This is a genomic window from Pseudomonas viridiflava, assembly GCF_900184295.1.
Taxonomy (GTDB): Bacteria; Pseudomonadota; Gammaproteobacteria; order Pseudomonadales; family Pseudomonadaceae; genus Aquipseudomonas; species Aquipseudomonas viridiflava.
This window is the reverse complement of the sequence record NZ_LT855380.1, coordinates 5,107,372-5,134,365: the sequence shown is the minus strand read 5'-3', so window position 1 is coordinate 5,134,365 and position 26,994 is coordinate 5,107,372. Positions and strand designations below refer to the sequence as shown.

Genomic DNA, 26,994 nt, shown 5'->3' with positions numbered 1-26,994 from the left:
CGGCGCGTACATGTCTTCACGCCTGATGACCCTTATCGAACAGTGACCTGCCACGAGTAGCGAGATCCATGCAAAAAATCACGTTGGGCTTTACCTTTGCCGTGGTTTCGACCCAGCTTTGCGCGGGCGGCTTCGGACTCAACGAACAAAGCATCAGTGGCATGGGAACGGCATTCGCCGGTCGTGCATCCTCGGCCGACGACGCCAGTACGGTGTATGGAAACCCGGCGGGCATGGCGCGGCTGCAGGGGCAGCAGATCACCGGCGGCGTCACCTTCATCGACGCGTCCTCCGACATCAGTAACCCAAGCGGCCGTTCCACCGGTACGAACAAGGGCGACATGGTGCCGTTCAAGGCCATTCCTTTCGGGTTTTATACCTACAAGCCGAATGAACAGTGGGCATTCGGGATGGGTGTTTACGCGCCGTTCGGTCTGGCGACCGATTACGAGTCGGGCTTTCAGGGACGTGCGTTTGCCAGCAGAAGCGACGCTCGGGTGATCACGCTGCAACCCACGGTCAGTTACGCCTTCAATGATCGTGTTTCCATTGGCTTCGGACCGACCATCAACCGGCTGGCAGGCGAGCTGGAGTCCGATCTGACACTCAACCCTGCCATCCCGGACACCAATGTGAAGGTCAAGGGTGACGATGTGGCCCTGGGTTTCAATGTCGGCATTCTGGCCAACCTGACGGACACCACACGAGCGGGCATGACGTACCACTCGCGAGTCCGCTACGACCTTGATTGCCACACCAACGTAGCCACCGGCGCTGGAACGCCGCCGCAGATACTGACCAGCAATCGGTATGACTGCTCGCTGCAACTGGACACGCCGGAGTCCGTGGATCTGTCGGTCACGCAAGACCTGAGCGATGCCTGGAAGCTTTACGCGGGGGCGACCTGGACCCGGTGGAGCCGCATGAAAGACCTGGACTTCAGCACGCAAAGCATCAGCCCTGCGGTCGGTGGCGTGCTGGCCTCGTCACTGTCGAATGCCGTTGCGGGCGGTCTGGACTGGCACGACACCTGGGCTTATGCGCTGGGTACGTCCTATCGCCTCAATGCCCAATGGCTTCTGCGAACCGGCATCCGCTTCGATCAATCGCCGACCAGCAACACCAACCGCTCGCCACGCACGCCGACAGGCGATCGCACGATATACAGCGTGGGCGCAGCCTACGACCTGAGCAAAGACCTGACCCTCGACGTTGCCTATTCCTGGCTCAAGGAAGAAAGCGTGAATGTCAGCCGTTCTAATGCATTGGCCAGTTACAGCGCCCGTTATGAAAACAGTGCGAGTTTTCTCGGCGTTGGCGCGACGTATCGTTTCTAGTTCTTTCAGTTTGAAGCGCTGACTAGTACATCTGCACTATAGCCCTGCCTCGGTTGAGCGCCTTAACCTACTCAACTAGCTGATATCGAATCTTCTATGCACATCCATCTTCAGGGCCGCTGGTTACAGCGGCCCTGCGAGACGTGTCGTGCCGGATTTTCGATAGACCTTTAACGATAGGCTGATAGTGGAGAGCGCTGGCATGGGTGTGTTTGGCCGAGTGGCAAGGTTAAAAGGATTGATGGCGGCATTGGCAATACTGTCGACACTGACAGCCTGCTCTACAGGCGGTGGCAATCCGCTGGATGCAATCACCGGTGAATCGAAGTATTCGCCGGCGTTCATAAAAGCCAATATCATTCCTGGCAAGTCCACCAAAGAGCAGATTCGCCAGAAGTTCGGGGCACCGACGTCTGCGCAAGACGACGTCGCCGATAATACCTCGGATTGGTCTTACTATCGCAGTGACTCAGGTTTCAACGCCTTGAAGAAAGTGGCTTATAAATACGCGAACAAATATGGTTCCGGAGAGGTCGGGTCGGCCATGTGGCAAGGTGAATCACGTATTGGCGATGCCCAGGAAGTGATGGAGGATGCCAGTACAGTGACAGGAACACAATCAACCGGACGACAGGCGAACATCGGCACAATCTATATCTATTTCAAAGGCAACGTCGTTGACCACTACAGCACGCGCTGACCGTTAGCGCTCGGCAATATACTGACCGCTGGAGGATGGGGTTGAGCCCACCTTGAAACTCAGCAACAGTGAGCGAAGTTCGGCGGGTCGGACCGGTTTCGAGAGCACCGGAATGTCCGGGTCATTCAATGCCTGGCGGACGTGTTGAAGTTCGTGGCCGGTGATCACGATGGCGGGAATGCGCCGGCCTTGCAGCCGGTTCAGGTAGGCGATGCAGTCAGCGCCTGATGCACTACGGTCCAGATCGAAGTCGGTGATGACCAGATCACAGTCAACGTGAGCGTCGGAAATGCTGACAGACGTCTGGACCTCACACCCCCACTTGCTCAATAACATGGCAGTGGCCTGCAGCACGTTTTGATTGTCCTCGATCAACATGACCCGCAGCCCGCCGAGCAGACGCTTGTTCCAGTCGATGTTGGAAGTCTGGACAGGTAGCCTGGCCGCGACAACGGGCAATCCCGTAACCATGACCACCGTACCGCGCTCCGGAATCGAGTGGATATTGACCTTCAATTTCATGAGCCGGGCGATGCGACTGACAATGCTCAGGCCCAGCCCGACACCTTCGATGTCCCGGTCGCGCTTTTCCCGCACGCGATAAAACTCGTTGCACAGGTGAGGCAAATGTTCGGCGGAAATGCCACGACCCTGGTCATAAACGCCAATGTCGAGCTTGCCCTTACGCTTGCGACAACCGATGAGTATTGGTTTGCCGGGGGCGTATTTGAAGGTGTTGGAAACCAGATTCTGCAACAGCGTACTCAGCAGCGCCGCGTCGGTACGGACGTGGTGTTTGCTGTTGCGCACGCGAATCTGCACACCGGCCCAACTGGCTGCCTCACTGTTCTGGCTCGCCAATCCCTTGAGCAATGCGTCCAGATCTACCGTCTCCAGGCGTGGCGTGACTTCGCCGCGATTGAGCGTGTAGATGTCCAGCAAGGAGCGGAACAACTGCTCGACCGAACCCAGCGCGCGGTCGATGTTGTCGACCAGTCGACGCTCGTTGTCACCCAGGCTGGCGTCGCGCAGGCACGCCGTGAACAGGCTGATGGAGTGGATCGGTTGTCGCAGGTCATGGCTGGCCTGAGCCAGAAACCGTGACTTGGCCTGGTTGGCCTCTTCGGTTTCCTTGAGGGCCAGGTGCAGTCGGCCGAGCAGAAAGTAGACGAACAACGGCAGCACCAGCATGGTCAGGATCATCATGACTGCGACCGCGTGGTGTTCGCGCAGGAAGGGGGTCAGGGCAATGATGATCAGCAGGGAAATCATCGAGAAACCGGTCGCCAGCAACAGGTAATTGCGCCCATAGCGCATGCCGTAACCGACCGTCATGCTCAGCATGACCGAGTAAACCGGAAGCAACGCTTCGCCGCCCACGGTGATGGTGACGATCCCTGCCAGATTGTCGGTGACCAGCGCAAACAGGCGCCGCCTGCCGGAAGCCCCCGGCCGCTGGGCGATGCGCACAATCAGGCCGATCGTCACGACGGCGAAACCCAGGCAGTAGCCCAGAATCACGAACATGCGCTCTTCGGAGATTTCATCCAGCGCATACGTTATGAGCGTGTACAGCGTTGAAGTGGCAATGACGGCCATGCGCAATAGCGCCTGAGTCATTTCCAGATCAATGCGTTTGGGCAATATCGACATGACGGTTACTTGATGGACAGGCTGGAAAATTGCGCGGCGGCAGCAGATCGGGTTGGCACACCCAGTGTCTTGAGCAGGCTGGAAACATGAATGCGAACGGTAAAGGGCGAGATGCCCAGTTCCTTGGCAATCTCCTTGTTGGTCTTGCCTGACGCGACCAGTCCCAGAACTTCTTTTTGCCTGCTGGTCAGGTGGCTGAGTGCAGACATTTCCACGTCGCCCAGAATCGAGCCTTCCGGCTTGTACTTGACCACGACATCGCCATTGCGAATGGCAATGAACGCTTCGGCAATTTCCAGCGGATCGATATTCTTGCCGATAAAGCCATCAGCGCCCTGCGCCATGACCTCTGAAATAGTGTCCATATCATCGACCATGGACACCACAATGATTGAGGTGCGCTTGAACTCCTTGCGAAGTTCGCCAATGGTCTGCATTGAAACAAGGCCGGGGAAGCGCAAGTCCAGCACCAGCGTGTCAATCTCGTCACCCGAGCGCGCCAGTTCAAGCACTTCGTCAAGATTGCCAGCCTGTTCGATCACCGCGTCGGGCACCAGGCGTTCTACAGTACGCAGCATGCCCTCACGAAATAACGGATGATCATCGGCCACAATAATTCTGCAAGGCATGCCGCATACTTCCACTACTCAGAGTAGAGGGCATCATACCTGATCAAGCGAGTGTATCGTGGCTGATACAGAGACTATTAACGTATATAAGGCCTGAGTAGTGGCGGTTTGTTATTAGTCGTGCACGCTTGTAGGGCAAGTCGTGTTGCTAGATGAACCATTCAAGAACAGGTTTCCATACTTATCTGCACTTTCGTTCCATATGGCTATGTGGACGGCCTGTTGCGCATCCCTGTGGATAGCAACAACAGGCGGGTGATTATCAAACGGTTTAGCCAGGTTCCACATTATGTCCTGAATCGCAGCACCAGATTATTCATATTCACGGCAAGCCTGGACAACTCATTGCTGGCCAGCAGTGTCTGGCGAGTGCCTTCGCTGCTCTGGATCGCGAGATCACGAATGCTGATCAGACTGCGATCCACGTCCCGTGCAACGTGAGCCTGCTCTTCCGAAGCGGTGGCGATCTGCAGGTTGCGGTCGTTGATTTCAAGCACCGAATCGGTGATCTGGAGCAGCGACTGGCCAGCGTCTTCGGCCGTCTTGCGGGTGCTGTGCACTTCCAGGGTGCTCTTTTGCATGGATTCAACGGTGGCGGAGGAACCCGCCTGGATGGCAGAGATCATCTGCTCGATTTCCTGCGTCGACGTTTGTGTGCGATGAGCCAGGGCACGAACCTCGTCGGCCACCACGGCAAAGCCGCGGCCCTGTTCGCCTGCACGTGCTGCTTCGATGGCCGCGTTCAGCGCTAGCAGGTTGGTCTGTTCGGCAATGGCGCGGATGACGCTGAGCACTTTGCTGATGTCCTGCGCCTGATTGGCCAGTGCGGTGACTTGCGCCGATGAGCCTTCGACCAGATGGGTCAGGCCCTGCATCGCGGTCAGCGTTTCGGTCACTCGCCTGTTGCCCAACTCAGCGGCTACGCGCGACTGTTTCGCTGCCTCGGACGTTGACGTGGCGTTTCGTGCAACTTCTTCCACCGCAGCGCTCATTTCATTCACGGCGGTGGCCGCCTGTTCGATTTCGCTGTTCTGCTGTTGCAGCGTACGGTCGGCACTTTCTGTAATCGACGTCATTTCGACTGCCGCAGTGCTCAGTTGTGTCGAAGCGCCGGAAATCTGCTGGATGGTGTCGCGCAGGTTCTTCGACATCAGGTTGAGCGCGTGCATCAGTCGCGACGCCTCATCCTTGCCGGTCACTTCAAGTTGCCGGGTCAGGTCGCCTGCTGCGATGTCTTCTGCCAGCGACAGTGAAGAGCTGATCGGCTCGACAATGCTGCGCGTCAAAGCGACGGCGAGGAATACCGTGAGAATAAAGGCAACGATCACTACGACCAGAAGTACTTTGACACTATGGTCATACACCACGGTTGCATCGTCACCGGAGCGCTTGGCCTCCTGTACGTTCTGTTCGCGCAGGGCGGTGAGCTTGTCCTGATACGCAACAGCCCGTTGCGCCTGCTCAGTGTTGGCGAACAAAAGGGCCTTGTCGTGATCGGTTGAGTCCAGCGCAATGACCTGTTTCACGCCATCGACGTACTGCACCATCTTCGAACCGGCATCGTCGAAGTTGACCCGGTCCTGCTCGCCGGAAATCAGGTTCTTTCGATAGAACTCATTGCTCGACTGGAGCGCTGCGATGGCGTCATTGGTTTTGGCGACGGCCGCAGAATGCGAGGAAGGCTCAGTGGTAGCCAGCATTCGGATACTTTCCAGGCGCGCATGGAGCAGGGCGACCTGAATGTCATCGATGACCTGAACGCTGGGAAGCGAATTCAGCGAAATGTTTTGTTCGGCCGCCCGAAGATGGCCCATCTGAACGTACGAAAAGACACCGAGCCCGACCAGCAGGACCGTTATGATGCCGAAGCAGAGCGACGCTCTGCGTGAAATATTGAGGGATCTGAGGTTCATGTTTGCCTCCGGCGGCAAAGCGTCTTGCGGGGGATAGAATGTCCCCTTCGTGTGAACAATATTTCTGCCGGAGTTGAACTTTATTGAGTTGAAAATTCATTAAAAATTATTCATTTAAATACGCGTTACTGGAAGTAGCCTGGCACGTTTGAAGGGCGTCAAAAACGCGTTTATAGATTTTACCTATCCCGCTAATAGAGGATGTTAGTTAAGTATTTACTCTAAGGTGTTAGCGCTTTTTGAGAGTGAGGTTACGCATTTTTGTAAGTATCCGACCGGTATTAACCTCAAACGAGTGTGTCGGGAGCGGACGAGGCCGATCGCATGGAGTAAATGCTCTTCACTTTCGACCTGACGCCGTGGCGTTGCATCGGGCCTTGGCGGACGCGCCCGCGCCATCCAGAAATTTCGCGACGACACCCATGCAGGCCGTGCGCTCTTCCACGTGCGGCATGTGGCTGGACTCTTTGAAAACCACCGCCTTAATGCCGGGTACGTTGTCCTCGTAAGGCTTTACCACTCGCGGCGTGGCTTCGTCATAACGGCCGGAAATCAGCAGCGTCGGCACTTGAACGAGGTGCAGGCGATCAATGATGGTCCAGTCTTTCATGGTGCCGATCACATGAAACTCGGTCGGTCCGTTCATGGCGTGGTAAACGGTCGGGTCTTCATCAATCTGGTCGAACGTACGCTGCACTTCCTCAGGCCATGGCTTAACACGGCACACATGACGGTTATAAAAGAGGCGAGACGCTTCCTTGTATTCCTCGTCCTGCAAAGTGCCGGCCTGCTCGTGTCGCAAAAGCGTTTTCTGTACGGCTTCCGGCAACTCCCGACGCAGCCGGTTGGCTTCGCTGACCCAGGTGTGCATGTCGGCTGGCGAGTTGGCGATGACCAGCGCTTTAAGACCGGACGGCCTGAGTACAGCGTGTTCGGAGGCGAGCATGCCACCCCAGGACTGGCCCAGCAGGGCGTAGTTGTTGGCGATGTCCAAATGCATCAGCAGGTTGTCCAGCTCCGCCAGAAATAGCTCGACTGTCCAGAAGTCTGCTTTTTTGTCCTGCAAATGAGTCGACTTGCCGTTTCCCAACTGGTCGTAATGAACGACGGCGCGGCCGGTGCTGGCGATGTCCTTGAACGCATCCACGTAGTCATGGGTGCAGCCGGGACCTCCGTGAAGGATGACCAGCGGCGTGTGGGGACCACGCAGATCGCCAGTGATGCGATACCAGGTCTGGTACTGGCCAAAGGGTGCGTAACCTTCCTGGATCATTATCTCTGACATGCTGTCGGTCTCCCGGTTATGGATCGGGGCACCTTAGCGCTGTTTTTCGTCAGCGATAACTGTAAGAAATGATAGGTTTTGGCCCGAAACAAAGGGTCAGCTGTCCAGCAACCTATAATGTACGGCGCGCACCACGGCCTGTACGCGGTTCTTCGCACCGAGCTTCTGCATGGCAGAGTTGAGGTGCAGTGTCACGGTGGCGACGGAGCGATTGAGGTGCTGGGCAATTTCCCTGGCGGTCAGGCCTTCGGCAGACCAGCGCAAGCATTCGCGTTCGCGGCGCGTGAGTTTGATTGCCGTGCACGAGTGCATGGCCTCGTCGAACATCGGGTAAGCCACTTCCTGAAAGGCATGAGCCAGCAGGCCGAACTCGGCGAGACTTTGTCGGGCGTCTTCCAGTGCCGCGTCGCTGCTGTCCGAGCAGATACCGGTGAGCGTTGCGAAGCCACCTTTAGGCATGTGGATTGGCACGGTCACGCCGCAGGTCATGTGGAATTCGTTCAGATATCGCACCACGGGTGTGTGCAGGTCCTTGATCACCGTGCGCAATACGGTTTCCGCCTTCGGTTGGTAAGACCACACAAATGGCGAGACGCTGTTTACCGCCAGTTGTTGAACAGGGTCGATCTGGTAATAGCCCTTGCGGCACCAGAGCGTATGCCAGTCTTCGGGGGCATTGCGCAATGTCAGCAGTGAAGGGGTGATCAGTGCACCATCATGGGCCACGGGCACCGGGCTGTAATCGTAAACCACCGAGTCGAAACCGAGCCCCGACGCAAGCATCCATGCGCAGTCCATCTGCTGGTCCAGCGTGGCTGCAGACTGTAGACGTGTATTGAAATCCGACAACCTCACGTGCATGGCATGACTTCCTTTGTCACTCGACCCATCGAACGACAACTATAGCAATGAACGAAGCAAGGAAAGTGCCACGCGCATGAATCCGGACGATCTGCGCGTTGAAAACCTATAAGAATTGCTAGCTGTCACCCGATGGACGGCGCGATAGGGTTGAGTCATGACCTGCCGGGGATAACGGTAGGCGAAGGGCGTTTTCCAACGGTTCTGACGTGTCGTTCTATCATGAGAGGCCCGCAGCGATTTTTCGGTCCTGCTCGATCTTTCTTCAACCACCTCGGGACACGCAATGAATCTGGGTCGTTATCGTTTCATTCTCCAGCGCCCGTTGCAGCTGCTGCCGGTGTTGTTCGGTATCAGCCTGGTGACCTTCATTCTGGTGCGCTCGATCCCCGGTGACCCGGCGCGCATCCTGCTGGGTGCCCGCAGCACGCCCGATGCGCTGGCCAACATTCGCGCTCAATACGGGCTCGATCAGCCGATGTGGATGCAATACGTCTACTTCATGAAAAATCTGCTGCAGGGCGATATGGGCAAGTCGCTGCTGTACAAGATTGATGTCCTGAAACTGATCGTCACACGCCTGGAACCGACCCTGTTTCTGGTGTTGGGCAGCGTCCTGCTGGCGCTGCTGATTGCTATCCCGCTCGCCACGCTGGCCGCGCGCAACAAAGGCAGTTGGGGCGATAACCTGATTCGTGTGTTTACCACCACCGGACTGGGCATGCCCGCGTTCTGGCTTGGTATCATGCTGATCCTGCTGTTCAGCGTGAAGCTGGGCTGGTTTCCGGTATCTGGTTATGGCAACGACTGGCTCGACAAGCTTCATCACATGGTGCTGCCGTGCCTGACCATCGCGCTGGCGCTGTCCGCAGTGCTGGTGCGAAACCTGCGCGCCAGCATGCTGATGGAGTTGCAGGCCGATCACGTCACGGCAGCCCGAGCCAGAGGCGTCAGTGAAGGCGCACTGTTTCGCCGTCACGTGTTGCCCAACTCGTTGGTGCCGTCCATCAACCTGCTGGCAGTGAACATCGGCTGGCTGATCAGCGGCACCGTGGTTATCGAAAGCCTGTTCGCCATTCCGGGCATTGGTCAGTTGCTGGTGCGTGGCATCTTCAGCCGCGACTACATGGTCGTGCAGGGCGTTGCGATGGTGCTGGCCTGCGGGACGGTCATGGTGAACTTTCTGGCGGACGTGGCCACGGTTGCGGTCGATCCACGGGTGAACATCAAATGAACACGGCCCAGACCCATGCTCCTGCTCAATGGCGTACGCGTCTGCGTCTACGCTTGCGCAATGGTCGGCTGGCCATGCTGCTCGGTGGTTCGCTGCTGGGCATGTGGCTGCTGCTGGCGATCTTCGCGCCGTGGCTGGCGCCCTATGATCCGATCTTCCAGAACACCGAATTGCGCCTGATGGGGCCGCACCTGGCCCACCCGTTCGGCACCGACAATTTCGGGCGCGATATTCTTTCCCGCGTGATCTGGGCGGCCCGTGTCGACCTGCAGATCTGCGTGCTCGGCGTCATCTTCCCGTTCATGATCGGCACCTTTGTCGGCGCGCTGTCCGGCTACATTGGCGGTCGCGTCGACAACCTGTGCATGCGCGTGATCGACATCGTGCTGGCGTTCCCGTTTCTGGTGCTGATGCTGGCGATCATCGCAATTCTCGGCCCCGGCCTGACCAGCTTCTATATCGCCATGGCGCTGGTGGGCTGGGTGTCTTATGCGCGTCTGATCCGTTCGCAGATCCTGGTGCTCAAGGAAAGCGACTTTGCTCTTGCCGCCAAGAGTTTGGGCTTTGGTCACCTGCGCATTCTGTTTCGTCACCTGCTGCCCAACGCGCTGTTCGGCTCGATTGTGTTTTCCATGTCCGATGCGGTGCTGGTGCTGCTCAGTGGCGCAGCGGTCAGCTATCTGGGACTGGGCGTACAGCCGCCGCTGGCGGAGTGGGGCACGATGGTTGCCGAAGGTCAGGCGTTTTTGACCACTGCCTGGTGGATCTGTCTGTTTCCGGGCCTGGCCATCGTCACCTTGGCCATGGGCTTCAGCCTGCTGGCGGACGGCGTGGCCGAAACGTTGGGAGAACGTCGATGAACACGCCGGTACTGAAGGTCAACGACATGAGCGTGGTCGCCTGCAACCGTGGCCGCGAGGTGACGCTGGTGGATCGGCTGTCATTCAAGCTGCATCAGGGTGAGATTCTCGGTCTGGTCGGTGAGAGCGGTTCGGGCAAGACCATGGCCTGCCGGGCCTTGATGCAGTTGATGCCATCGCCGGACCTGCAGGTGCGCGGTGGATCGGTGCTGCTCAACGATGTCGATCTGCTCACGCTCGACGCGGCCCGGATGCGCGCCATGCGCGGGCGTCGCATCGGCATGATCTTCCAGAACCCCAGCAGCCACCTCGATCCGTTGATGCGCATCGGCGAGCAGATTGCCGAAGGCTTTCGTCTGCATCAGGGCTCGTCGAAGCGCGAGGCGAGGGCGCAGGCCATCGACCTGTTGCGTCAGGTCGGTATTCCCGATCCGGCGTCCCGCGTGGACAACTATCCCCATGAGTTTTCCGGCGGCATGCGCCAGCGCGCCATGATTGCCGTTGCGTTGGGCTGCGGGCCGCAGGTGCTGATTGCCGACGAGCCGACCACCGCGCTCGACGTGACCGTTCAGGCGCAGATCCTGCGGTTGTTGCTCGACTTGCGTGATCGCCACGGGCTTTCGCTGATCATGATCACCCACGACCTGGGCGTGGTGGCGCAAACCTGCGACTCCATCGCCGTGATGTACGCCGGTCGCCTGTGCGAGCACGGCAGCAAACGCGGTGTGCTGGCCCGTGCGCGACATCCCTATACGCGCGGCCTGATCGAGTGTCAGCCCGCCAGCAGTGCGGGCAATGCGCTGTTGCGCACTATTCCCGGTCAGCCGCCGCTGCTCGATGCACTGCCCGAAGGCTGCCGGCTCCATACGCGCTGCACGCACGCCGGTCCGGATTGTGCTGCACAGTTACCGTTCATGCGTTCTGTCGGCGACAACCACGCCGCTGCCTGCCATTACCCGTTACCGGTGACGTCGACGCACACCGAAGATGTGCACTCATGAGCGGCCCGACGTTGCTGAACGTGAATGATCTGGTCGTGCGTTTCCCGGCTTCCGGAACCGGTTTTCTGGGCATGCACAAACAATGGGTGCAGGCCGTCAACGGTGTGTCTCTGACCATCGGCGCAGGCGAGACGCTGGGGCTGGTGGGCGAGTCCGGTAGCGGCAAGAGCACGCTGGGCCGCGCCATTCTGCGCCTGAATGACGTGACTTCCGGGCAGATCGTTTTCGATGACGTGGACGTGGCGCAGGGCAGCGGCATTCATCTGCAACGCCTGCGCAGCGAAACGGCAATGATCTTTCAGGACCCGTTCTCTTCGCTCAATCCACGCATGACCATCGGCGCCACGTTGGCTGAGGTGCTGCATGTGCAGCGCAAGGTCGCCAGGCCCGACATTCCGGCGCGCGTTATCGAACTGCTGGACATGGTCGGCCTGCGCCCGGAGTTCGCCGACCGTAAGCCCGGCGCCCTGAGCGGCGGGCAGTGTCAGCGGGTCGGTATCGCCCGCGCGCTGGCCATCGAGCCGCGGCTGATCATTGCCGACGAGTGCGTGGCCGCGCTGGATGTGTCGATTCAGGGCCAGATCATCAACCTGCTGCTGGAACTGCGCCAGCGCATGAACCTGGCCATTCTGTTCATTGCTCACGACCTGGCCATCGTGCGCCGGCTCTGTGATCGGGTGGCAGTGATGTACCTGGGCCGCATCGTCGAGGAAGGACCTGTCGAGTCGGTGTTTCTCAGCCCGCGTCATCCCTACACCGCCGCCCTGATTCAGGCGATCCCGGAAATCGATCCGGACCGCCCGTTACCCAGCGAACCGCTGCAGGGCGAACCGCCGAGCACGCTGCATCTGCCGGACGGCTGCGCGTTTCATCCACGCTGCCGTTTTGCCCGAGCCGATTGTTCCAGCATCGCACCGCCCACGCGTCATGTGGGCGAACAGCGCTACGACTGTGTGCTTGAAGAACCCGTTTTCTGATCCCGTAATCACTATCCGTTCTCGATACCGACAAGGAGTTTCCGTATATGAAAGCACGACCTGTGAAGTTGCTGACCGTCGCCATGCTGGCGGCCTGTTCTCTGGCTGCCGGGGTGGCGGAAGCCGCTGGCGTGCTGACCATCGGCCGTCGCGAAGACGGCACCACGTTCGACCCGATCAAGAGCGCGCAGAACATCGATAACTGGGTGTTTTCCAACGTCTACGACGTGCTGATCCGCGTTGATAACAAGGGCACGAAACTGGTGCCGGGGCTGGCAGAAAGCTGGAGCATTTCACCGGACGGACTCACCTACACCTTGAAGATGCGCCCGTCGAAGTTTTCCGACGGCTCCGAGCTGACTGCCAGCGATGCGGTGTTCAGCCTGCTGCGCATTCGTGATGACAAAGGCTCGCTGTGGAGCGACTCGTACAAAATCATCGACACCGCTGTGGCAAGCGACCCGCACACGCTGGTGATCACCCTGAAACATCCGTCGGCTTCGTTCCTCTCGCAACTGGCGCTGCCCAACGTCTCGATTCTTTCCGAGAAAGCCATGAAAAGTCTGGGCGAAGAAGCCTACGCGGAAAAACCGGTGGGGTCGGGTGCGTTTACCGTCAAGGAGTGGCGACGTGGCGACCGGGTGATTCTGGAAAAGAACCCCAACTTCTGGGAAGCCTCGACCGTCAGCCTTGACGGTGTTGAGTGGATCTCGGTACCGGACGACAACACTCGCATGCTCAAGGTCCAGGCCGGCGAGCTGGATGCCGCGATCTACGTGCCGTTTTCCCGCGTGGAGACTCTGAAGAAAGACGCCGGTCTGGTCGTACATGAAGACCCGTCCACCCGCGAAGATCACCTGCTGATCAACCATGAGCATGGCGCACTGGCGAAAGTGGAAGTGCGTCAGGCGCTGGACATGGCCATCGACAAGAAATCCCTCGTAGAAGCCGCCACCTTCGGACTGGGTACTGTTGCCAATTCCTACATCCCCAAAGGCGCGCTGTATCACTATGCTGACAACCTGCAACGCCCTTACGACCCGGTGAAAGCGAAGAAAATGCTGGCCGACGCGGGCGCTTCAGACCTGAAACTCAATTACATCGTCAACGCAGGCAACGAAGTCGACGAGCAGATCGCCGTCATGCTGCAACAGCAACTGGCCAAGGTTGGCGTGACCACCACGCTGCAGAAAGTCGACCCGAGCCAGAGCTGGGACATGCTGATCGCCGGTGACTACGACATCTCCGTGATGTACTGGACCAACGACATCCTCGACCCGGACCAGAAGACCACGTTCGTGCTCGGGCATGACACCAACATGAACTACATGACCCGCTACAAGAACGACAAGGTCAAGGAGCTGGTTGCCGCCGCCCGCGTGGAAATGGACCCGAAAAAACGTGAGCAGATGTACATCGACCTGCAGAAAATGGCCAAGGCCGACGTGAACTGGATCGACCTCTACTACAGCCCGTACATCAGCGTGTCGCGCAAGAACATCGAACACTTCGGCCAGAACCCGCTGGGTCGCTTCACGCTGGAGGAGACGGTCAAGCGTTGAGGTTCGGTGTTGTCTGGTCGCAGACCCCAGACTGTGGGAGCCCTCACGACGTCTTTGATGTAGCGCTGTAGCGCAGCAAACACCGGACCGTGGGAGACGGCTTGTCGGCGATGAACGATGACGCGATATTCCTGACATACCGCGTCGACTGCATCGCCGGCAAGCCGCCTCCCACTAACGGTTTTTTATTCAGCTGGCTACATTTTATTGCTGAAAGGCCGCTGCCTTTTGACCCGATACATATCGCCGTCCGCATGGCTGAGCAGGGTGTCGGCGTCTTCCCCATCTGCCGGATAACACGCGACGCCGATGCTGCAGGACGGCATGGCTATTGCGCCAGACGCCTCATCCAGCGGTTCAGCCATGGCCTCAAGAATCTGTCTGACTTTCATGGACACCGCGTCCCGGGACGGAATATCCGTCAGCAAGACTGTGAATTCGTCACCGCCAACACGGGCCACCGTGCCTGTCTCGCCAATGCAACGTTCCAGGCGCCGAGCCACCGTACACAGCACCTGATCGCCCGCAGCATGCCCGTGCACGTCGTTGATGCCCTTGAAATCATTGACGTCCAGGAACAACAAGGCCAGCGAGCTTTGGCTATGACGTGCAACCCGCAAGGCTTCGTCGAGCCGTTCGTTGAAAAGCGAGCGGTTGGTCAGCGCTGTCAAAGGATCATGATGGGCCAGAAAGCGTAACTCTTTCTCGGCCTTGGCCAGCGCCGTCACATCACGCGCGACGCCGATCCGTGCGCCGACTTCTTCAGACCAGAACGCCGCCCACAGGATGTAGACGATGCTTCCATCCTTGCGAAGGTAACGGTTACGGAAATCGAAGTGCGGTTGCCCGTTCATGACCCGGTCGATAGACGCTTTCGTGGCCGCCAGGTCTTCAGGGTGCATATAGCCAGTAATCTGCGTCCCGACCAGCTCGGCAGCGCGATAGCCCAACAGCGTCTCGCACGCATCGCTGACGAATACGATCTGGTTGTCGCTGTCGACCACAAAGACCGTATCCAGCATCAGATGGATGAGCTTGGGGTAGAGCGCTTGGAGGTCAACGGGCATGTTCAGGAACGTCCGGGTCAGGTCGTCCCGATCATAGCCTGATCATCGACTGGCGCGTCGAGGAAATGATGGCTTTCTGATGCTCTTTCAACGCGTGCCCCACAGTCCGTGGTCGCAGCAAGACTCTTGTATAACGCTGAGCACAAGCATGGGCATGATCGGCGTGCTTGAGATCACGCTGATCGTTCCTACGCTCCGCGTGGGAATGCCTCCCAGGACGCTCCGCGTCCGCTCTCGAAGGTGGCGCAGAGCGATGGGCACGATCAGGGTTGAGGCTGCATTCTGAACTTTGTGGGCCGGGCGTGGGTCTGGTCCGGGTGGTCACGGCAACGGCTTAGTGCGTTGTCATCTATTGTTACCATGAAACGCTTAGACTCGTTTTACCATAGGAACAGCGAGGATTCAGACGGCTGCATGTTGTAGCGTGCTGTTTATAAAGGAGGTTCTTGTGGATAAAAAACCTGAAAATGACGTGCCGGAACAAACGCAGAATGCCAATATCGAAGGCATCCCGGCACCCAGCGGCGACGCTAATCTGATCGATACCGACTATGTGATTGGCCAGGATAATATCAAGGGCCAGTTCTCGTTCTCGCTTGATATCCACGGCAAGGTATTCATTATTTCGGCCGCGACGGTGGTGCTCTTTGTCGTGCTGACACTTGCACTTCAGGCCGAAGTAGAGCCGCTCTTCAACGCGATACGCAATTGGTTGACCGGGCATCTGGCCTGGTTGTTCATGAGCGTGGCCAACGTTTTTGTCGTGCTGTGTCTGGCGCTCATCGTGTCGCCGCTCGGCAAGGTTCGTATTGGCGGCAGGGAAGCCAAACCGGATTACACGTATGTGGGCTGGTTCTCGATGCTGTTCGCCGCAGGCATGGGCATCGGGCTGATGTTCTATGGCGTTGCCGAGCCGATGTCTCACTATTCTGCGGCAATGGATGGTGTCAGTGTCGATGCGGCGGGCTTGCGTACCGACTGGGCGCCATTGGGCGGCGCGCAGGGTGACATGAAGGCATCCGCCGATCTGGCGATGGCGGCGACCATTTTCCATTGGGGTCTGCATCCGTGGGCCATTTACGCAATTGTCGCGTTATCGCTTGCACTGTTTTCCTATAACAAGGGATTGCCGCTTTCGATCCGCTCCATCTTCTACCCGTTGCTGGGTGAGCGGGTGTGGGGCTGGCCCGGGCATATCATTGATATTCTGGCGGTGTTTGCCACGCTCTTCGGCCTGGCCACTTCGCTGGGAATTGGTGCCGAGCAGGCTGCTGCGGGTATCGAATATCTGTTTGGTATCAAATCCAGCAATGTGAGCAAAGTCGTGCTGATCGTGGGCATTACGCTGATTGCACTGTGGTCGGTACTTGCCGGTCTGGACAAGGGTGTGAAGTTGCTGTCGCAGGTCAATATGGGACTTGCACTGCTTTTGCTCGTCTTCATTATCGTGGTGGGTCCAACAGTGGCCATCTTTACCGGGTTCTTCCATAACCTGGTCAACTACGTCGAATACCTGCCCGCACTTTCCAACCCGTTCGGACGTACCGATACCGAGTTCACTCAAGGCTGGACAGCGTTCTATTGGGCATGGTGGATCAGTTGGTCTCCTTTTGTCGGGATGTTCATTGCACGCGTCAGTCGTGGGCGTACGGTCCGCGAGTTCCTGATTTCGGTCCTTCTGGTTCCAACGCTGGTGTCGGTGCTCTGGATGACGACGTTTGGCGGCACGGCCATCGATCAGGCAACGCTGCAAGGCGTGGTCAGCGTGAAGGATGCCGTGCTCGAGCTGAAGCTGTTCGCCATGCTGGGCGAGCTCCCGCTCAAGGAAATCACCTCGTTCCTGGGTATCGTTCTGGTGATCGTGTTCTTCATCACCTCGTCCGACTCCGGCTCATTGGTGATCGACACCATCACGGCTGGCGGCAAGGTCAACGCGCCGGTTCCTCAGCGTGTTTTCTGGGCCGTCATTGAAGGCGTTATCGCCATTGCCCTGTTGCTGGGCGGCGGCCTGGTCGCACTGCAGGCGATGGCGGTTTCGACCGGTCTGCCGTTTGCGATTGTGCTGATGCTGGGCTGTATCTCGCTGGTCAAGGGGCTGCTGTCCGAGCCACGCTCCTGATCTGACGACTGAACGCAGCGAGCCTTCGGGTCGCTGCGTTCAGGTCATCCTTCGCTTCCAGTCATCAACTCCATACCTCACCCACGGTCGTCGATGGCGCATAGTGCGTGGCTATCTGCGCTTGCAGCAGCTCCGCCGTTGCCAGTGCGTCGGTCAAGGCATGGTGCGCAAGGTACTGCGGAAGATGGTAGCGACTGCGGCTGTCGGCCAGCCGGATCGACACCGGCTGACGCCTCAGCAAGCGGTCAATCCAGCCACGTTTTTTTCGGTACAGGCGCGCCTCCAGTTGCATGGTGTCGATGACCGGAAACTGAAGCCCTTCACCAATCTGTCTGCGTAATGCCTGATCGAGAAAATTGCGCTCGATGGCTCTGTAGTGCACCACCATGACCTTGCCTGCCATCGCGGTCAGCAACTGCTCCATCACGTCGGACAGCTGCGGCGCACTGTGGATGTCTGCGTGGGTGATGTGGTGAAACACCACTGAAGCACTGCTCAGCTCGGTGGGAGGTTTTATCACCCAGTAGAGTGACCGGCCGCACTGTATGCGCTTGAGGGTGAAGGGCATGATGCCAATGCTGACGATGTTGTCGGACTCGGCATTCAGCCCAGTGGTCTCCAGGTCCATGGCGAGCAACGGGATCTCGTCCAGAGGCTCATCTGCTCCCGGAACGCCGGAGCGGTAATAGTTTTGCAGGAGCGGATGGCGGGACGTTTGCGTCAGTCGGTCAAACGTCTCTGGCCAATTCAGGGGCGCAACGTCTTGGTCTGGCTTCACGGTCCGGCTCATCGCAATGACCGCGTTTGACCCGGGTAGCGAAAACGCAGGAATTTCTGCGCGCTGCTGAGCACTTGAAAGGATTCTTTCAGGTTGTGGCGCTCGCTGGTGGTGAAACGCTCGGGCTCGATGTAATTGTCGGGTTCCTGTCCCTGTTCCATCGCCTCCGCCTGATGGCGAATCCGCACCATCGATAAAAACTCGAGCGCGTAGCGCAGATGCTGCAGGCCCTCCGGCTGGATCAAGCGTGTCGCGCTGATGGCGTCCAGGCGATCGAACGAGTTCTGCGCGGTCGAGCCACAGGCCAGGGCGTGGACGCGAATCAGGTCGGTCAACGGCGCAGTCCCGCGCCCCTTGAGATTGATGATCTGCTTCTGGCGCCCATCGGTTTCCATCACAAAGGTTCGGAAGAAGCCCAGCGGCGGCGTCCGATTGAGCGCATTTCTGGCCATCGCAGCCAGAAAGTCGGGGTTTTCCTTCGACTTTTCGGCGCAGAGCGTCTTGAGCGTTTCAACCAGCTGCAGTTGCCCGTACACGCCGTCCAGGTCGAAAAAAATGCAGCTGTTGAGAAGGGTCGCAGCACTGGGCTTTTCGATCCACTGCGCGAAATAGGATTTCCAGACATGCAACGGCTGACGCCACTGCGCGTTGGTGGCCATGATGCCGCCCTTGCAATAACTGTATCCGCACGCCGCCAGTCCGTCGCTGACGAAGGCGGCGAGCTTTTTGAAGTAGTCGTCATGCAGGCCGGGGTCAAAACTGTCGTCCAGCACCAGGGCGTTGTCCTGGTCGGTGACCAGCAACTGTTCGTCCCGCGCCATGGAACCCAGCGCCATGAAGCAGTACGGAACGGGAGCCGGCCCCAGTTCCCGCTCGCCCAGTTCCAGCAGACGCTGCGTAAAGGCGCGGCCGATGCCGGAAATGGCACTGCCGATCATGTGTGCGGTTGCGCCGTCACGAACCATACGGATGTACGTGCCACGAAGATCGCGCAACAAGGACTGCAGGCCCGAAACCGATGTCTGGTTGGAAATGCTGTTGACCAGATACAGGCTGCTCTGTGACTCGTGCCGAATGATGTCCGACAGGTTGATCAGGCCCTTGGTACGGCCGCGATCCATGACCGGCAGGTGGTGAATGTTGTGCCTGAGCATGCACAGCATCGCCTCGAATACCGAGTCGTTGGCCTGAATCGTTACAGGGTCGGCCGACATGACCTGTGTAATTTCGGTATCGCCACTCAGATTGGCCGCCACCACGCGGTTACGCAGGTCTCTGTCGGTGACGATACCGAGCATTTTTTCGGTACCGTCGGCAGGTTTGTCGAGGACCACCACGCAGGAAACGCTTTCCTTGCTCATCAGCTGGGCTGCCTGCTGCACACTGGTCTGTGGCGAAACCCAGACCAGCGAGCGGGAAATCAGCGCCAACGATTTGAGTTGAATCAGCTCGCTGGCGCGTCCCTGGGCTTCGACTGCTGATTTGAGTCGCGAGTGACCTTCGGCTTCGACGAAATCGGCGAAGCTGTCATGGCGTTCGCACAGCTCGGCAAACATGTCCGAAGGGATGAAATAGATCAGGCTGTCTTCGAGCGCCTTGGCCGGAAAGCGAACCTTGTTGCTGCGCAAGAGCCCCGCCTGGCCGAAAATGTCGCCTTCGACCAGCCGGTTGTAGAGCTCTCCCGTGCGGCGGTAGATCTCAACCGCGCCGCTGCGCACATAGTGCAGATCAGTGATCTGCGACCCTGCTTCGAGAATGACGCTGCCTGCCCTGAAGTAGCTGACCTCGATTCGCTGGGCAATCATGTCCAGCGTGTCTTTGGGCAATACGTCGAAAGGAGGGAAGCGATGAAGGTGATCGCTGATCTCCTGAAGTTCGATCTGCATGAAACCTCGTGCGCTAACGTGTGTGGGCGGACTGCCCGTTCGCTGGGCAATCCGTCTGGCGAACCTTATGGACCGTTATCGGAGCGCAAAGATCGATCACCGGTTTCCGAATTTGAGCTTGCCCCATATCAGCCCGATGATCGCGGCGGTTGACGAGGCGGCCAGCACGCTGAGTTTGGCCGACGACAGCAGGGCTTCATCCGAAAACGCCAGTGAGGCGATGAAGATGGACATGGTGAAGCCGATACCGGCCAGCAACCCGACCAGAATCACGCCCGCCCAGGTCACGCCTTCCGGCAGCTTGCAGATATTGAGTTTGACCAGCGTCAGGCTGGCGAGAATGACGCCCAACGGTTTGCCCAGCACGAGCGCCAGCATCACGCCCAGAAACACGCTTTGGGACATCGCGTTATCCAGGTTGGCCCCTTCCAGATTCACCCCCGCATTGGCCAGCGCAAAAAGCGGCATGATGCCGAACGCGACCCAGGGATGCAGCGCCACCTGAACACGAAGCACCGGTGGCAGGACTTCGCGCTGCGCTTGCCTGAGCTGCTTGAGGGGCTTTGCCAGTTCTTTCGGGTCGTCATTGGCGTGAGAAAAGCGGCCCATCAGCTCCTGAAAGGTGCGTCCGATCGTTTCCATAGGACGCTCTCTGGCTGGCCGGGAATTGACCGGCGTCATCAGGCCCAGGATCACGCCTGCCAGCGTCGGATGAACCCCTGTTTTCCAAAGCCCGAACCAGACGATGGCGCCCGGCACAATGTAGGCGTAAGCCTTGCCGATCCCCATGCGCTGCAGCACGAGCACCAGTGCGAGACCGCCAAGGGCGATGAGCAGGCCGTTGTAGTTCAGGCTTTCGGTGAAGAACACGGCAATGATCAGAATGGCGACGATATCGTCGATGATCGCCAGTGCCAGCAACAGAATACGCACGCCACTGGGAATGGATTTGCCCAGCAACGCGAGGACGCCCACCGCAAAAGCGATGTCAGTGGCGGTCGGGACTGCCCAGCCTGCGTTGGCGGCGGTTCCGTGGTTCAGCGCGATGTAGATGATGGCGGGCACCATGACGCCGCCCAGTGCAGCCCCGAGCGGCAGAATCGCCAGCTTCATGCTTGCCAGTGCGCCATCCCTGATTTCCTGACGGATCTCTGCACCGACGACCAGAAAGAAAATCGTCATCAGCCCGTCGTTGACCAGAAAGTGCAATGACTGGGAGATTCTGAAATCACCAAAGCCCAGGCTCACCTGGGTGTGCCAGAAATGTTCGTAACTTTCAGCGGCGGGGCTGTTGGCCCACACCAGCGCCGCCAACGCTGCAAGCAGCAGCACGATGCCGCTGACCGCTTCGATGTGCGAGAACCTTTCCAGTGCGGACAAGGCGCGCTCTGTCAGAACCTGAGGACGTGGAATTACGGGGGCGGGGGGCTTTCTGTCGGACACAATGACTCTCCGTTGGCGGCCCGACCAACGCGTCAGCTTTAACCTGCACCGTGCGATATGCCTCGATACACCCACGGCGATGATAGAAACGTGAGCAGCCAGATGCAAATGACAGCGCTGGACACTTGAACCCGGCTGCTGCGAGCGGCCCAGCCATGTGCCAGGCTAAAGGGCATTTATTGTTGCATCGCCAACTGAAACCAGGCTGTTCAAGGACACCCGCCGGGCGGTGTATTTCGTTCTCGCCGCGCTGGGCAAGAGCTTGGGAATGAAAAACGCGAGCAGATGCACATCGCCGCTTCCCAGGACTGGATATCCATCAGCAAAAAGCCGTGAACCCGTTACCGCCAACATCGCCTCGCGGGCATCACTGACGAACATCATCTGACTGTAGCTGTTGAGCTCAAAGAACGTATCCGGTATCGGATGGATGAGTTTCGAATGGAGCGCTTGCAGGTCGACAAGCATGTTCAGAAACATCTGGTCATGTCGTTCTGATCGTCGCGTGTTCGCAAACCCGGGCGGCAAAAATATGGCTTTTTGCCGGCTGTCGATACAGTTTTTGTTCGTCAGTTTTCTGGAGTGTGGATTTGTCCTGTCGGGTCTGATGCCGGGGCTAGGACAGGTCGAGCAATACGCTGCTCTCTATTCAATCCGAAGTCGCGGTAAGGGAGTGCTCCAGATCAGTGCGCTCAAAAAGTATTGCAACGCTTTACAACGAGAGTTTCACGCATTATGGTAATAGTCATGTCACCGCCAAAAGTGGTGATAAGCACTCAATATCAAGTGTTCAAAAAACGCTTCGAAAGTCTGAGGTCACCTTATGATCTGATTGTCATTTTTTTGGAGTTTCAACGTGCACGAAGCGCTCTCTGTAGTCCGTAATCCTCGCCTCACATCCCTCGCTTTGAAATCATCGTTATCCGATGGTCATAAACGCTGTTTGCTATCTCATCGCCATCATTTGAACAATCTGCCTTTGGATGCCTGATCACCGTTCGGCTTTATAGCCGTCTGGTAGAAAATCATGGATGACGCCTGTCGGTCCGACAGTAATCTTTCATCAGGCAGTTAATGGCCGGTCTGCTGCCTCACTTTTCAGGCCCGTATTCAAACGACTCAATAGTAAATTGTCGATTCGGCTTGCCGGCTTGGTGGGGGCTGCAGTGCTGCACACACGTGATGCCTTTTCAATGTCAAAGATGAGGCACGAGGTGGTGTATTGGCTTTGTTGGATGAACACTCTATTGCATGGAATCAGTGATGAATAAGAAAGACTTAATGGAAGAGTCTGGCGCGATCAGAAACAGTTATGCAGGGCTACCTTGTCAAGGTGTCTGGACATGGTTGACGGGGAAAGAGCTGGATGGTCGTAAACCGCTCTGGTCATCTACACCTACAGAATGTGTGATATGGGCATGCCTTTGGTTTTTCGGGGGGTGTGCGCTCTCCATTAGCCTGTGCGTGGCTGACATGAGCCTGATGTGGTTGATTCCTTCCGTCATTCTTACTGCCGGCGGCGCTCGGTACATCGTGGCAACCATTATTCACCATGCGGTTCACCACACGGTTTTTGCAAGTGCTCGCAAGAACAAGGTACTGGCGGAAATCCTATCCACGGTAACGTGGGTGCAGCCATACGATGTGTATCGAAAGTTTCATGTTTTCGAACATCATGGCAGTGAATTCTCTACCGCTGACGATCAGGACCTGGCAGCGATTTACCGAATGGGTTTGACGCCCGGCAAGTCCGAGCGCGAGCTTAAAAGAACGTTGTTGCTTCAGTGTTTCAATCCGTTCATGCATTTGAAGTTTCTGATGGGGCGTTTGAAAAGTAACTTTATTGGCGCGCCTTTTTATCGGGTTATCATGAGCGTCACCTGGATGATGGTCCTGGCTGCGTTGGCCTTGACAGTCGGTGCTCAAACGTTCCTCTTGTCTGTCGCGCTGCCCTTGGTGCTGGTCTATCAGATATGTTCCATCCTGCACTTGGTGACCGAACATGTATGGGTCATCAGACCTGCGCAGCAAAGTGTCAAAGAGGCTCATCAAAACAACAGCCTGGGACGTTTTTGTGGTGAGCATACGCCGGATGATCGCAATCAGGCCATCAGGTCTCTGCAATGGTGTTTCTGGCTGGCCAGACACCTGTTCTGGCACCTGCCCGTACGCATTCTTTTCGTGCAGGGCTCTTTGGTTGTTCACGACTGGCACCATCGGCATGGGGGGAAGCGAGACTGGCCGAACTCCATCCAGGCGCGGGAAATCGAGGTGAGCAAGGAGGCCGCCAATGAGGTGTATTCCTATACTGATATCTGGGGTTTCTTCAACGCAATCGAGTACACGCTTGCTGGCATCAGTCAGTCAGATCAACACGTGGACCTGAACGAGTTGAAGTATCGACTTAACTAACGAACCACTTAAGAGTGACACACCCTTCCAATAAAGGAGTTATGGATATGACCGTGCACGCGCTGACGAAAGAAATACAAGACATCCAGGGCAACCCTCTGGATATCGTCACCGGTTTCAAGTTTGTACCCGGTAGCCATTACAGGAAAAATATTACGCTTGATGAGTTGCAGTCATTTCGTGAATTTTATGAGTCACAGATAGCGGATGATCCGTACGCTACGCAGGTTCGGGATCGGGGTATGGTCAAGGTTATTTACAACCCCTACACGTCGGCGCTCAGGGTATCGGATACGCAAAATTACTTCCAGTCCTACGGGGCGAATGATTCTGACGGCGGTAGAGTTCGCGTCTTTCCTTCCATTTCCCCGGTATTAGTGGAGAGTTCCACGTTTCAGAAGATTCTGGGGCATGATGCCGAGCTGATGAGGGCCTACTGTGATCGTTTTAATCGAGACGAGCTGAATCTGAGTATCCACTTTATCCGTTACAAGGCGGTCGAGGGCGGCGCGTCTTACAGTTCCCCTGTCTGGCTGCATGTGGATGACGAGCCTTTGGTGTTCATTCACCTGATTAATCTAACGTCCAATGCGTTGGGTGCAGATAATGTGATTTCTGGCATGGATAACAAACCAACCAATGTATTACGTCTGACAGAACCCTTCGATACACTCATTGTGGATACCATGAAAAAACATGCCGTCACCCCATTGGGCTCGTCAGGGGGGATGGCATATCGAGACGTCATGCTTATTAATCTCGAAGCCGATCTGCAGCAAAAATAGCGGGTTCGTTACTCAAAAAGGTGATTGTTGTGAATACTGTGCCAGATGAAAAACAAGGACGCATGGCCATGATCCTGGCCATGATCATTTCAGGGACCATCGGCTTTTTTGTGGTGTCCTCTGAACAGAGTCCCTTCAACGTGGTGTTTTTTAGGTGCGTGATTGGAGGTGCCGGATTATTGCTGTATTGCCTGCTGAAAGGTTATTACAGCGGCATAAAGCTTACGTCCCGGCAGGCAATGTTTCTGGTGGTAGGTGCGTTGACCTTGATATTTAACTGGGTCTTCCTTTTCACGGCCTATCGTCTGACGTCCATAGGGATCACTACAATCATCTACCATCTTCAGCCATTTTTCTTATTGTTCAGCAGTGTGCTGTTCATGAAAGAGGCCGTCAAAAGATCGAACCTCGTCTGGCTGGTACTCGCGTTTCTCGGACTGGTCATCGTCGTCAAGCCAGACCAGGCCGCAATGGATCATCGCTTTCTTCTGGGCTGCCTCAGCGCGCTTGCAGCGGCGATACTGTATGCGATCACTACCTTGATGACGCGGCAGATTTCCAATGTCTTGCGCCCTGAAGTGATTGCCAGCTCACACATGGTCATCGGGTCGCTTGTTTTCTTTTTTCTCGTTGATTTTTCTGCGCTTCCTTCCACGGCGGTTCATTGGGGGGCCATTGTGACGTTGGGTCTGTTTCATACGACCTTTATGTACTTGCTGCTTTACACGGCTTTCAAGAAGGCCGCGACTGCAAGTCTGGCTATCTTCGGATTCCTGTATCCGCTAGTCGCGCTCATTGTGGATTACCTGGCGTTCGATCATGTCATCACTGTGTGGCAGGCGTTGGGAGCAGTGCTCATTCTGGCCTCTGGCTTGGCTTACAACTACGGGATTTCCATTCCATTCATGGAAAGGAAGTGCGCCGCGGACAAGCTCCCAAATTAAGCGCCACCTCAAACATGGAGAGGCTCCGATGCTGGAAAATTATGTGAAAAAAATCCATGGGTCCCGAATTTATGAGGTGGCCGTCAAAACCCCTTTGCAAGAGGCTCCGCAGTTATCGAGCCGCTTGAATAACCGGGTTCTGTTGAAGCGAGAAGACCTTCAGCCTGTCTATTCATTCAAGCTGCGCGGTGCTTATCACAAGCTGACGCAACTGACCGATGTGCAGCGTGGGCTGGGTGTCATCACTGCTTCGGCAGGCAACCATGCGCAAGGTCTGGCATTGGCTGCAAAGATTCTGGGCTGCAATGCAACCATTGTGATGCCCATTACCACGCCCGAAATAAAGATCGAAGGTGTTCGTTCCAGAGGTGCGAAGGTTGTCCTGTTGGGGGATTCTTTTCCTGAAGCACTGGCCCACGCCCTCTCTTTGTGTGACGAGCATGGTTTCACCTTCGTTCACCCTTACGACGATCCTGATGTGATTGTCGGTCAGGGCACTGTAGCGATGGAGATTTTGCGCCAGCATCCCGATTCCATCGACGCTATTTTTGTACCTGTAGGAGGGGGTGGCCTCATCGCCGGCATCGCGGCCTATGTCAAATATATGCGTCCGGATATTCTGGTGATTGGTGTAGAGCCTGAAGATTCAAACTGCCTGCAGCAGGCTCTGCAGGCAGGCCAACGCGTCATACTGCCCCAGGTCGGACTGTTCGCTGATGGGGTGGCAGTCAGTCAGATTGGTGCTCACACGTTTGATGTCTGTAGAACATCCGTCGATGAAGTTGTCACTGTCAGCTCGGATGAAATTTGCGCAGCAATCAAAGACATTTTCGAAGATACACGGTCCATCCCTGAGCCAGCAGGTGCATTGGGGCTTGCTGGAATGAAGAAATACATCAGCAAGAAAAGCGTCTCAGGCAAGACACTTATTGCCATAAATTCGGGTGCCAACATTAACTTTGATCGGTTGCGTCACGTTGCCGAGCGTGCGGACATAGGCAAAGAGAGAGAAGCCGTTTTTGCGGTCACGCTACCTGAGAGGGCAGGAAGTCTGTGGTCTTTGTGCGAGAGCCTGCGAGATCGACAGATCACAGAGTTTGGCTATCGCTGTCAGAACGGTCCTGAGGCTCAGGTGTTTCTGGGGATACAGACACGTCCCGAACACGCGCCTCGGTCAGAGCTTATCCAGTCGCTCAAAGCATGCGGACTGATGGTGACTGATCTGACTCATAATGAACTGGCGAAATCACATGTGCGCCATATGATGGGAGGTCGCGCCACCCATCCGTTCAACGAAGTTCTTTTCCGTTTTGAGTTCCCGGAGCGTCCCGGAGCGCTGGTCCGCTTTTTGGAGAAGATAGGCACCCAGTGGAGTATTTCAATGTTTCATTACCGAAATCATGGTGCAGCAGAGGCACATGTGATTGTAGGGATGCACGTACCCGTTGAGGACAAGCAACGACTGATCAAAGTGCTGGATACAGTCGGTTATCCTTACAGGGATGAGACTGACAACGTGGCCTATAACCTTTTTCTGGGACAGACAGC

The 26,994-nt window shown here is 56.9% G+C and carries 21 protein-coding genes and 1 pseudogene; 12 read left to right on the top strand and 10 right to left on the bottom strand.

The features are described from left to right. Positions 1-68: 68 nt before the first annotated feature. Together CFBP1590_RS23085 and CFBP1590_RS23080 are read left to right on the top strand one after the other, a co-directional pair. Entirely contained in the window at positions 69-1,337 is a 1,269-nt protein-coding gene (locus tag CFBP1590_RS23085) for an OmpP1/FadL family transporter (RefSeq protein WP_088236006.1), read from the top strand. Positions 1,338-1,539: 202 nt separating this feature from the next. After that, complete coding sequence (locus tag CFBP1590_RS23080) at positions 1,540-2,037, top strand: hypothetical protein (RefSeq protein WP_231991763.1); 498 nt, start codon at positions 1,540-1,542, stop codon at positions 2,035-2,037. Between the two features lie 3 nt (positions 2,038-2,040). On the opposite strand, the gene CFBP1590_RS23075 is transcribed toward CFBP1590_RS23080, so the two are convergent. The 5 genes from CFBP1590_RS23075 to CFBP1590_RS23055 all read right to left on the bottom strand — a co-directional run bounded on the left by CFBP1590_RS23075 (position 2,041) and on the right by CFBP1590_RS23055 (position 8,378). Next, a complete protein-coding gene (locus CFBP1590_RS23075; RefSeq protein WP_167383128.1) occupies positions 2,041-3,657 on the bottom strand; it encodes an ATP-binding response regulator in 1,617 nt (538 codons plus the stop codon). A 38-nt stretch (positions 3,658-3,695) separates the two neighbouring features. Continuing rightward, complete coding sequence (locus CFBP1590_RS23070) at positions 3,696-4,319, bottom strand: response regulator (protein WP_088236003.1); 624 nt, start codon at positions 4,317-4,319, stop codon at positions 3,696-3,698. 287 nt (positions 4,320-4,606) lie between these two features. Continuing rightward, on the bottom strand, positions 4,607-6,232 hold the full coding sequence (locus tag CFBP1590_RS23065; RefSeq protein WP_088236002.1) for a methyl-accepting chemotaxis protein: 1,626 nt from the start codon (positions 6,230-6,232) through the stop codon (positions 4,607-4,609). 340 nt (positions 6,233-6,572) lie between these two features. Then, positions 6,573-7,517 (bottom strand): proline iminopeptidase-family hydrolase, encoded by a 945-nt coding sequence (locus tag CFBP1590_RS23060; protein ID WP_088236001.1) that lies wholly within the window; start codon positions 7,515-7,517, stop codon positions 6,573-6,575. Positions 7,518-7,613: 96 nt separating this feature from the next. Further along, positions 7,614-8,378 (bottom strand): LuxR family transcriptional regulator, encoded by a 765-nt coding sequence (locus CFBP1590_RS23055; protein ID WP_029242013.1) that lies wholly within the window; start codon positions 8,376-8,378, stop codon positions 7,614-7,616. A 286-nt stretch (positions 8,379-8,664) separates the two neighbouring features. Here CFBP1590_RS23055 and CFBP1590_RS23050 point away from each other — a divergent pair, with 286 nt between their 5' ends. Genes CFBP1590_RS23050 through CFBP1590_RS23030 form a run of 5 tightly spaced genes read left to right on the top strand, consistent with a single transcriptional unit; the run spans position 8,665 to position 14,012 of the window. Next, positions 8,665-9,612: an ABC transporter permease gene (locus tag CFBP1590_RS23050; protein ID WP_029242014.1), complete on the top strand. Its 948-nt coding sequence runs from the start codon at positions 8,665-8,667 to the stop codon at positions 9,610-9,612. Beyond that, a complete protein-coding gene (locus tag CFBP1590_RS23045) occupies positions 9,609-10,472 on the top strand; it encodes an ABC transporter permease (protein WP_029242015.1) in 864 nt (287 codons plus the stop codon). The genes CFBP1590_RS23050 and CFBP1590_RS23045 overlap by 4 nt, the downstream gene beginning before the upstream one ends. Next, positions 10,469-11,473, top strand: coding sequence for an ABC transporter ATP-binding protein (locus CFBP1590_RS23040; RefSeq protein ID WP_088236000.1), 1,005 nt, complete (start codon positions 10,469-10,471; stop codon positions 11,471-11,473). The genes CFBP1590_RS23045 and CFBP1590_RS23040 overlap by 4 nt, the downstream gene beginning before the upstream one ends. Further along, on the top strand, positions 11,470-12,450 hold the full coding sequence (locus CFBP1590_RS23035) for an ABC transporter ATP-binding protein (protein WP_029242017.1): 981 nt from the start codon (positions 11,470-11,472) through the stop codon (positions 12,448-12,450). Before CFBP1590_RS23040 ends, CFBP1590_RS23035 begins: the two co-directional genes overlap by 4 nt. Positions 12,451-12,497: 47 nt before the next feature. Beyond that, positions 12,498-14,012, top strand: coding sequence for an ABC transporter substrate-binding protein (locus CFBP1590_RS23030; protein ID WP_029242018.1), 1,515 nt, complete (start codon positions 12,498-12,500; stop codon positions 14,010-14,012). 197 nt (positions 14,013-14,209) lie between these two features. Here CFBP1590_RS23030 and CFBP1590_RS23025 read toward each other — a convergent pair whose 3' ends face one another. Then, entirely contained in the window at positions 14,210-15,079 is an 870-nt protein-coding gene (locus CFBP1590_RS23025) for a sensor domain-containing diguanylate cyclase (protein WP_088235999.1), read from the bottom strand. A gap of 448 nt (positions 15,080-15,527) precedes the next feature. Here CFBP1590_RS23025 and CFBP1590_RS23015 point away from each other — a divergent pair, with 448 nt between their 5' ends. Next, complete coding sequence (locus CFBP1590_RS23015) at positions 15,528-17,198, top strand: BCCT family transporter (RefSeq protein WP_088235997.1); 1,671 nt, start codon at positions 15,528-15,530, stop codon at positions 17,196-17,198. 64 nt (positions 17,199-17,262) lie between these two features. On the opposite strand, the gene CFBP1590_RS23010 is transcribed toward CFBP1590_RS23015, so the two are convergent. The 4 genes from CFBP1590_RS23010 to CFBP1590_RS22995 all read right to left on the bottom strand — a co-directional run bounded on the left by CFBP1590_RS23010 (position 17,263) and on the right by CFBP1590_RS22995 (position 21,785). Beyond that, complete coding sequence (locus CFBP1590_RS23010; protein ID WP_088235996.1) at positions 17,263-17,988, bottom strand: 3'-5' exonuclease; 726 nt, start codon at positions 17,986-17,988, stop codon at positions 17,263-17,265. Continuing rightward, complete coding sequence (locus tag CFBP1590_RS23005) at positions 17,985-19,862, bottom strand: DUF294 nucleotidyltransferase-like domain-containing protein (protein ID WP_088235995.1); 1,878 nt, start codon at positions 19,860-19,862, stop codon at positions 17,985-17,987. The genes CFBP1590_RS23010 and CFBP1590_RS23005 overlap by 4 nt, the downstream gene beginning before the upstream one ends. Before the next feature lie 96 nt (positions 19,863-19,958). Continuing rightward, positions 19,959-21,242: a Na+/H+ antiporter NhaA gene (gene nhaA, locus CFBP1590_RS23000; RefSeq protein WP_374729011.1), complete on the bottom strand. Its 1,284-nt coding sequence runs from the start codon at positions 21,240-21,242 to the stop codon at positions 19,959-19,961. A 228-nt stretch (positions 21,243-21,470) separates the two neighbouring features. After that, positions 21,471-21,785: a hypothetical protein gene (locus tag CFBP1590_RS22995; RefSeq protein ID WP_088235994.1), complete on the bottom strand. Its 315-nt coding sequence runs from the start codon at positions 21,783-21,785 to the stop codon at positions 21,471-21,473. 783 nt (positions 21,786-22,568) lie between these two features. Between CFBP1590_RS22995 and CFBP1590_RS22990 the strand changes: the two genes are divergently transcribed. From CFBP1590_RS22990 to ilvA, 4 genes and pseudogenes are all read left to right on the top strand, one after another. After that, entirely contained in the window at positions 22,569-23,717 is a 1,149-nt protein-coding gene (locus CFBP1590_RS22990; RefSeq protein WP_162864329.1) for a fatty acid desaturase, read from the top strand. Between the two features lie 47 nt (positions 23,718-23,764). Further along, positions 23,765-24,502, top strand: coding sequence for a 2OG-Fe dioxygenase family protein (locus tag CFBP1590_RS22985; protein ID WP_162864328.1), 738 nt, complete (start codon positions 23,765-23,767; stop codon positions 24,500-24,502). 29 nt (positions 24,503-24,531) lie between these two features. Then, entirely contained in the window at positions 24,532-25,446 is a 915-nt protein-coding gene (locus CFBP1590_RS22980) for a DMT family transporter (RefSeq protein WP_134743246.1), read from the top strand. Then, positions 25,442-26,986 (top strand): annotated as a pseudogene (gene ilvA / locus CFBP1590_RS22975) (threonine ammonia-lyase, biosynthetic); the annotation flags it as partial. The gene CFBP1590_RS22980 and the pseudogene ilvA, both read left to right, overlap by 5 nt. Positions 26,987-26,994: the final 8 nt, after the last annotated feature.

What these genes read in the sequence shown, in the direction of transcription:
- CFBP1590_RS23085 (WP_088236006.1), top strand. Translation starts at nt 69, where the DNA reads ATGCAAAAAATCACGTTGGGCTTTACCTTTGCCGTGGTTTCGACCCAG.
- CFBP1590_RS23080 (WP_231991763.1), top strand. Translation starts at nt 1,540, where the DNA reads ATGGGTGTGTTTGGCCGAGTGGCAAGGTTAAAAGGATTGATGGCGGCA.
- CFBP1590_RS23075 (WP_167383128.1), bottom strand. Translation starts at nt 3,657, where the DNA reads ATGACTCAGGCGCTATTGCGCATGGCCGTCATTGCCACTTCAACGCTG.
- CFBP1590_RS23070 (WP_088236003.1), bottom strand. Translation starts at nt 4,319, where the DNA reads ATGCCTTGCAGAATTATTGTGGCCGATGATCATCCGTTATTTCGTGAG.
- CFBP1590_RS23065 (WP_088236002.1), bottom strand. Translation starts at nt 6,232, where the DNA reads ATGAACCTCAGATCCCTCAATATTTCACGCAGAGCGTCGCTCTGCTTC.
- CFBP1590_RS23060 (WP_088236001.1), bottom strand. Translation starts at nt 7,517, where the DNA reads ATGTCAGAGATAATGATCCAGGAAGGTTACGCACCCTTTGGCCAGTAC.
- CFBP1590_RS23055 (WP_029242013.1), bottom strand. Translation starts at nt 8,378, where the DNA reads ATGCACGTGAGGTTGTCGGATTTCAATACACGTCTACAGTCTGCAGCC.
- CFBP1590_RS23050 (WP_029242014.1), top strand. Translation starts at nt 8,665, where the DNA reads ATGAATCTGGGTCGTTATCGTTTCATTCTCCAGCGCCCGTTGCAGCTG.
- CFBP1590_RS23045 (WP_029242015.1), top strand. Translation starts at nt 9,609, where the DNA reads ATGAACACGGCCCAGACCCATGCTCCTGCTCAATGGCGTACGCGTCTG.
- CFBP1590_RS23040 (WP_088236000.1), top strand. Translation starts at nt 10,469, where the DNA reads ATGAACACGCCGGTACTGAAGGTCAACGACATGAGCGTGGTCGCCTGC.
- CFBP1590_RS23035 (WP_029242017.1), top strand. Translation starts at nt 11,470, where the DNA reads ATGAGCGGCCCGACGTTGCTGAACGTGAATGATCTGGTCGTGCGTTTC.
- CFBP1590_RS23030 (WP_029242018.1), top strand. Translation starts at nt 12,498, where the DNA reads ATGAAAGCACGACCTGTGAAGTTGCTGACCGTCGCCATGCTGGCGGCC.
- CFBP1590_RS23025 (WP_088235999.1), bottom strand. Translation starts at nt 15,079, where the DNA reads ATGCCCGTTGACCTCCAAGCGCTCTACCCCAAGCTCATCCATCTGATG.
- CFBP1590_RS23010 (WP_088235996.1), bottom strand. Translation starts at nt 17,988, where the DNA reads ATGAGCCGGACCGTGAAGCCAGACCAAGACGTTGCGCCCCTGAATTGG.
- CFBP1590_RS23005 (WP_088235995.1), bottom strand. Translation starts at nt 19,862, where the DNA reads ATGCAGATCGAACTTCAGGAGATCAGCGATCACCTTCATCGCTTCCCT.
- CFBP1590_RS22995 (WP_088235994.1), bottom strand. Translation starts at nt 21,785, where the DNA reads ATGTTTCTGAACATGCTTGTCGACCTGCAAGCGCTCCATTCGAAACTC.
- CFBP1590_RS22990 (WP_162864329.1), top strand. Translation starts at nt 22,569, where the DNA reads ATGAATAAGAAAGACTTAATGGAAGAGTCTGGCGCGATCAGAAACAGT.
- CFBP1590_RS22985 (WP_162864328.1), top strand. Translation starts at nt 23,765, where the DNA reads ATGACCGTGCACGCGCTGACGAAAGAAATACAAGACATCCAGGGCAAC.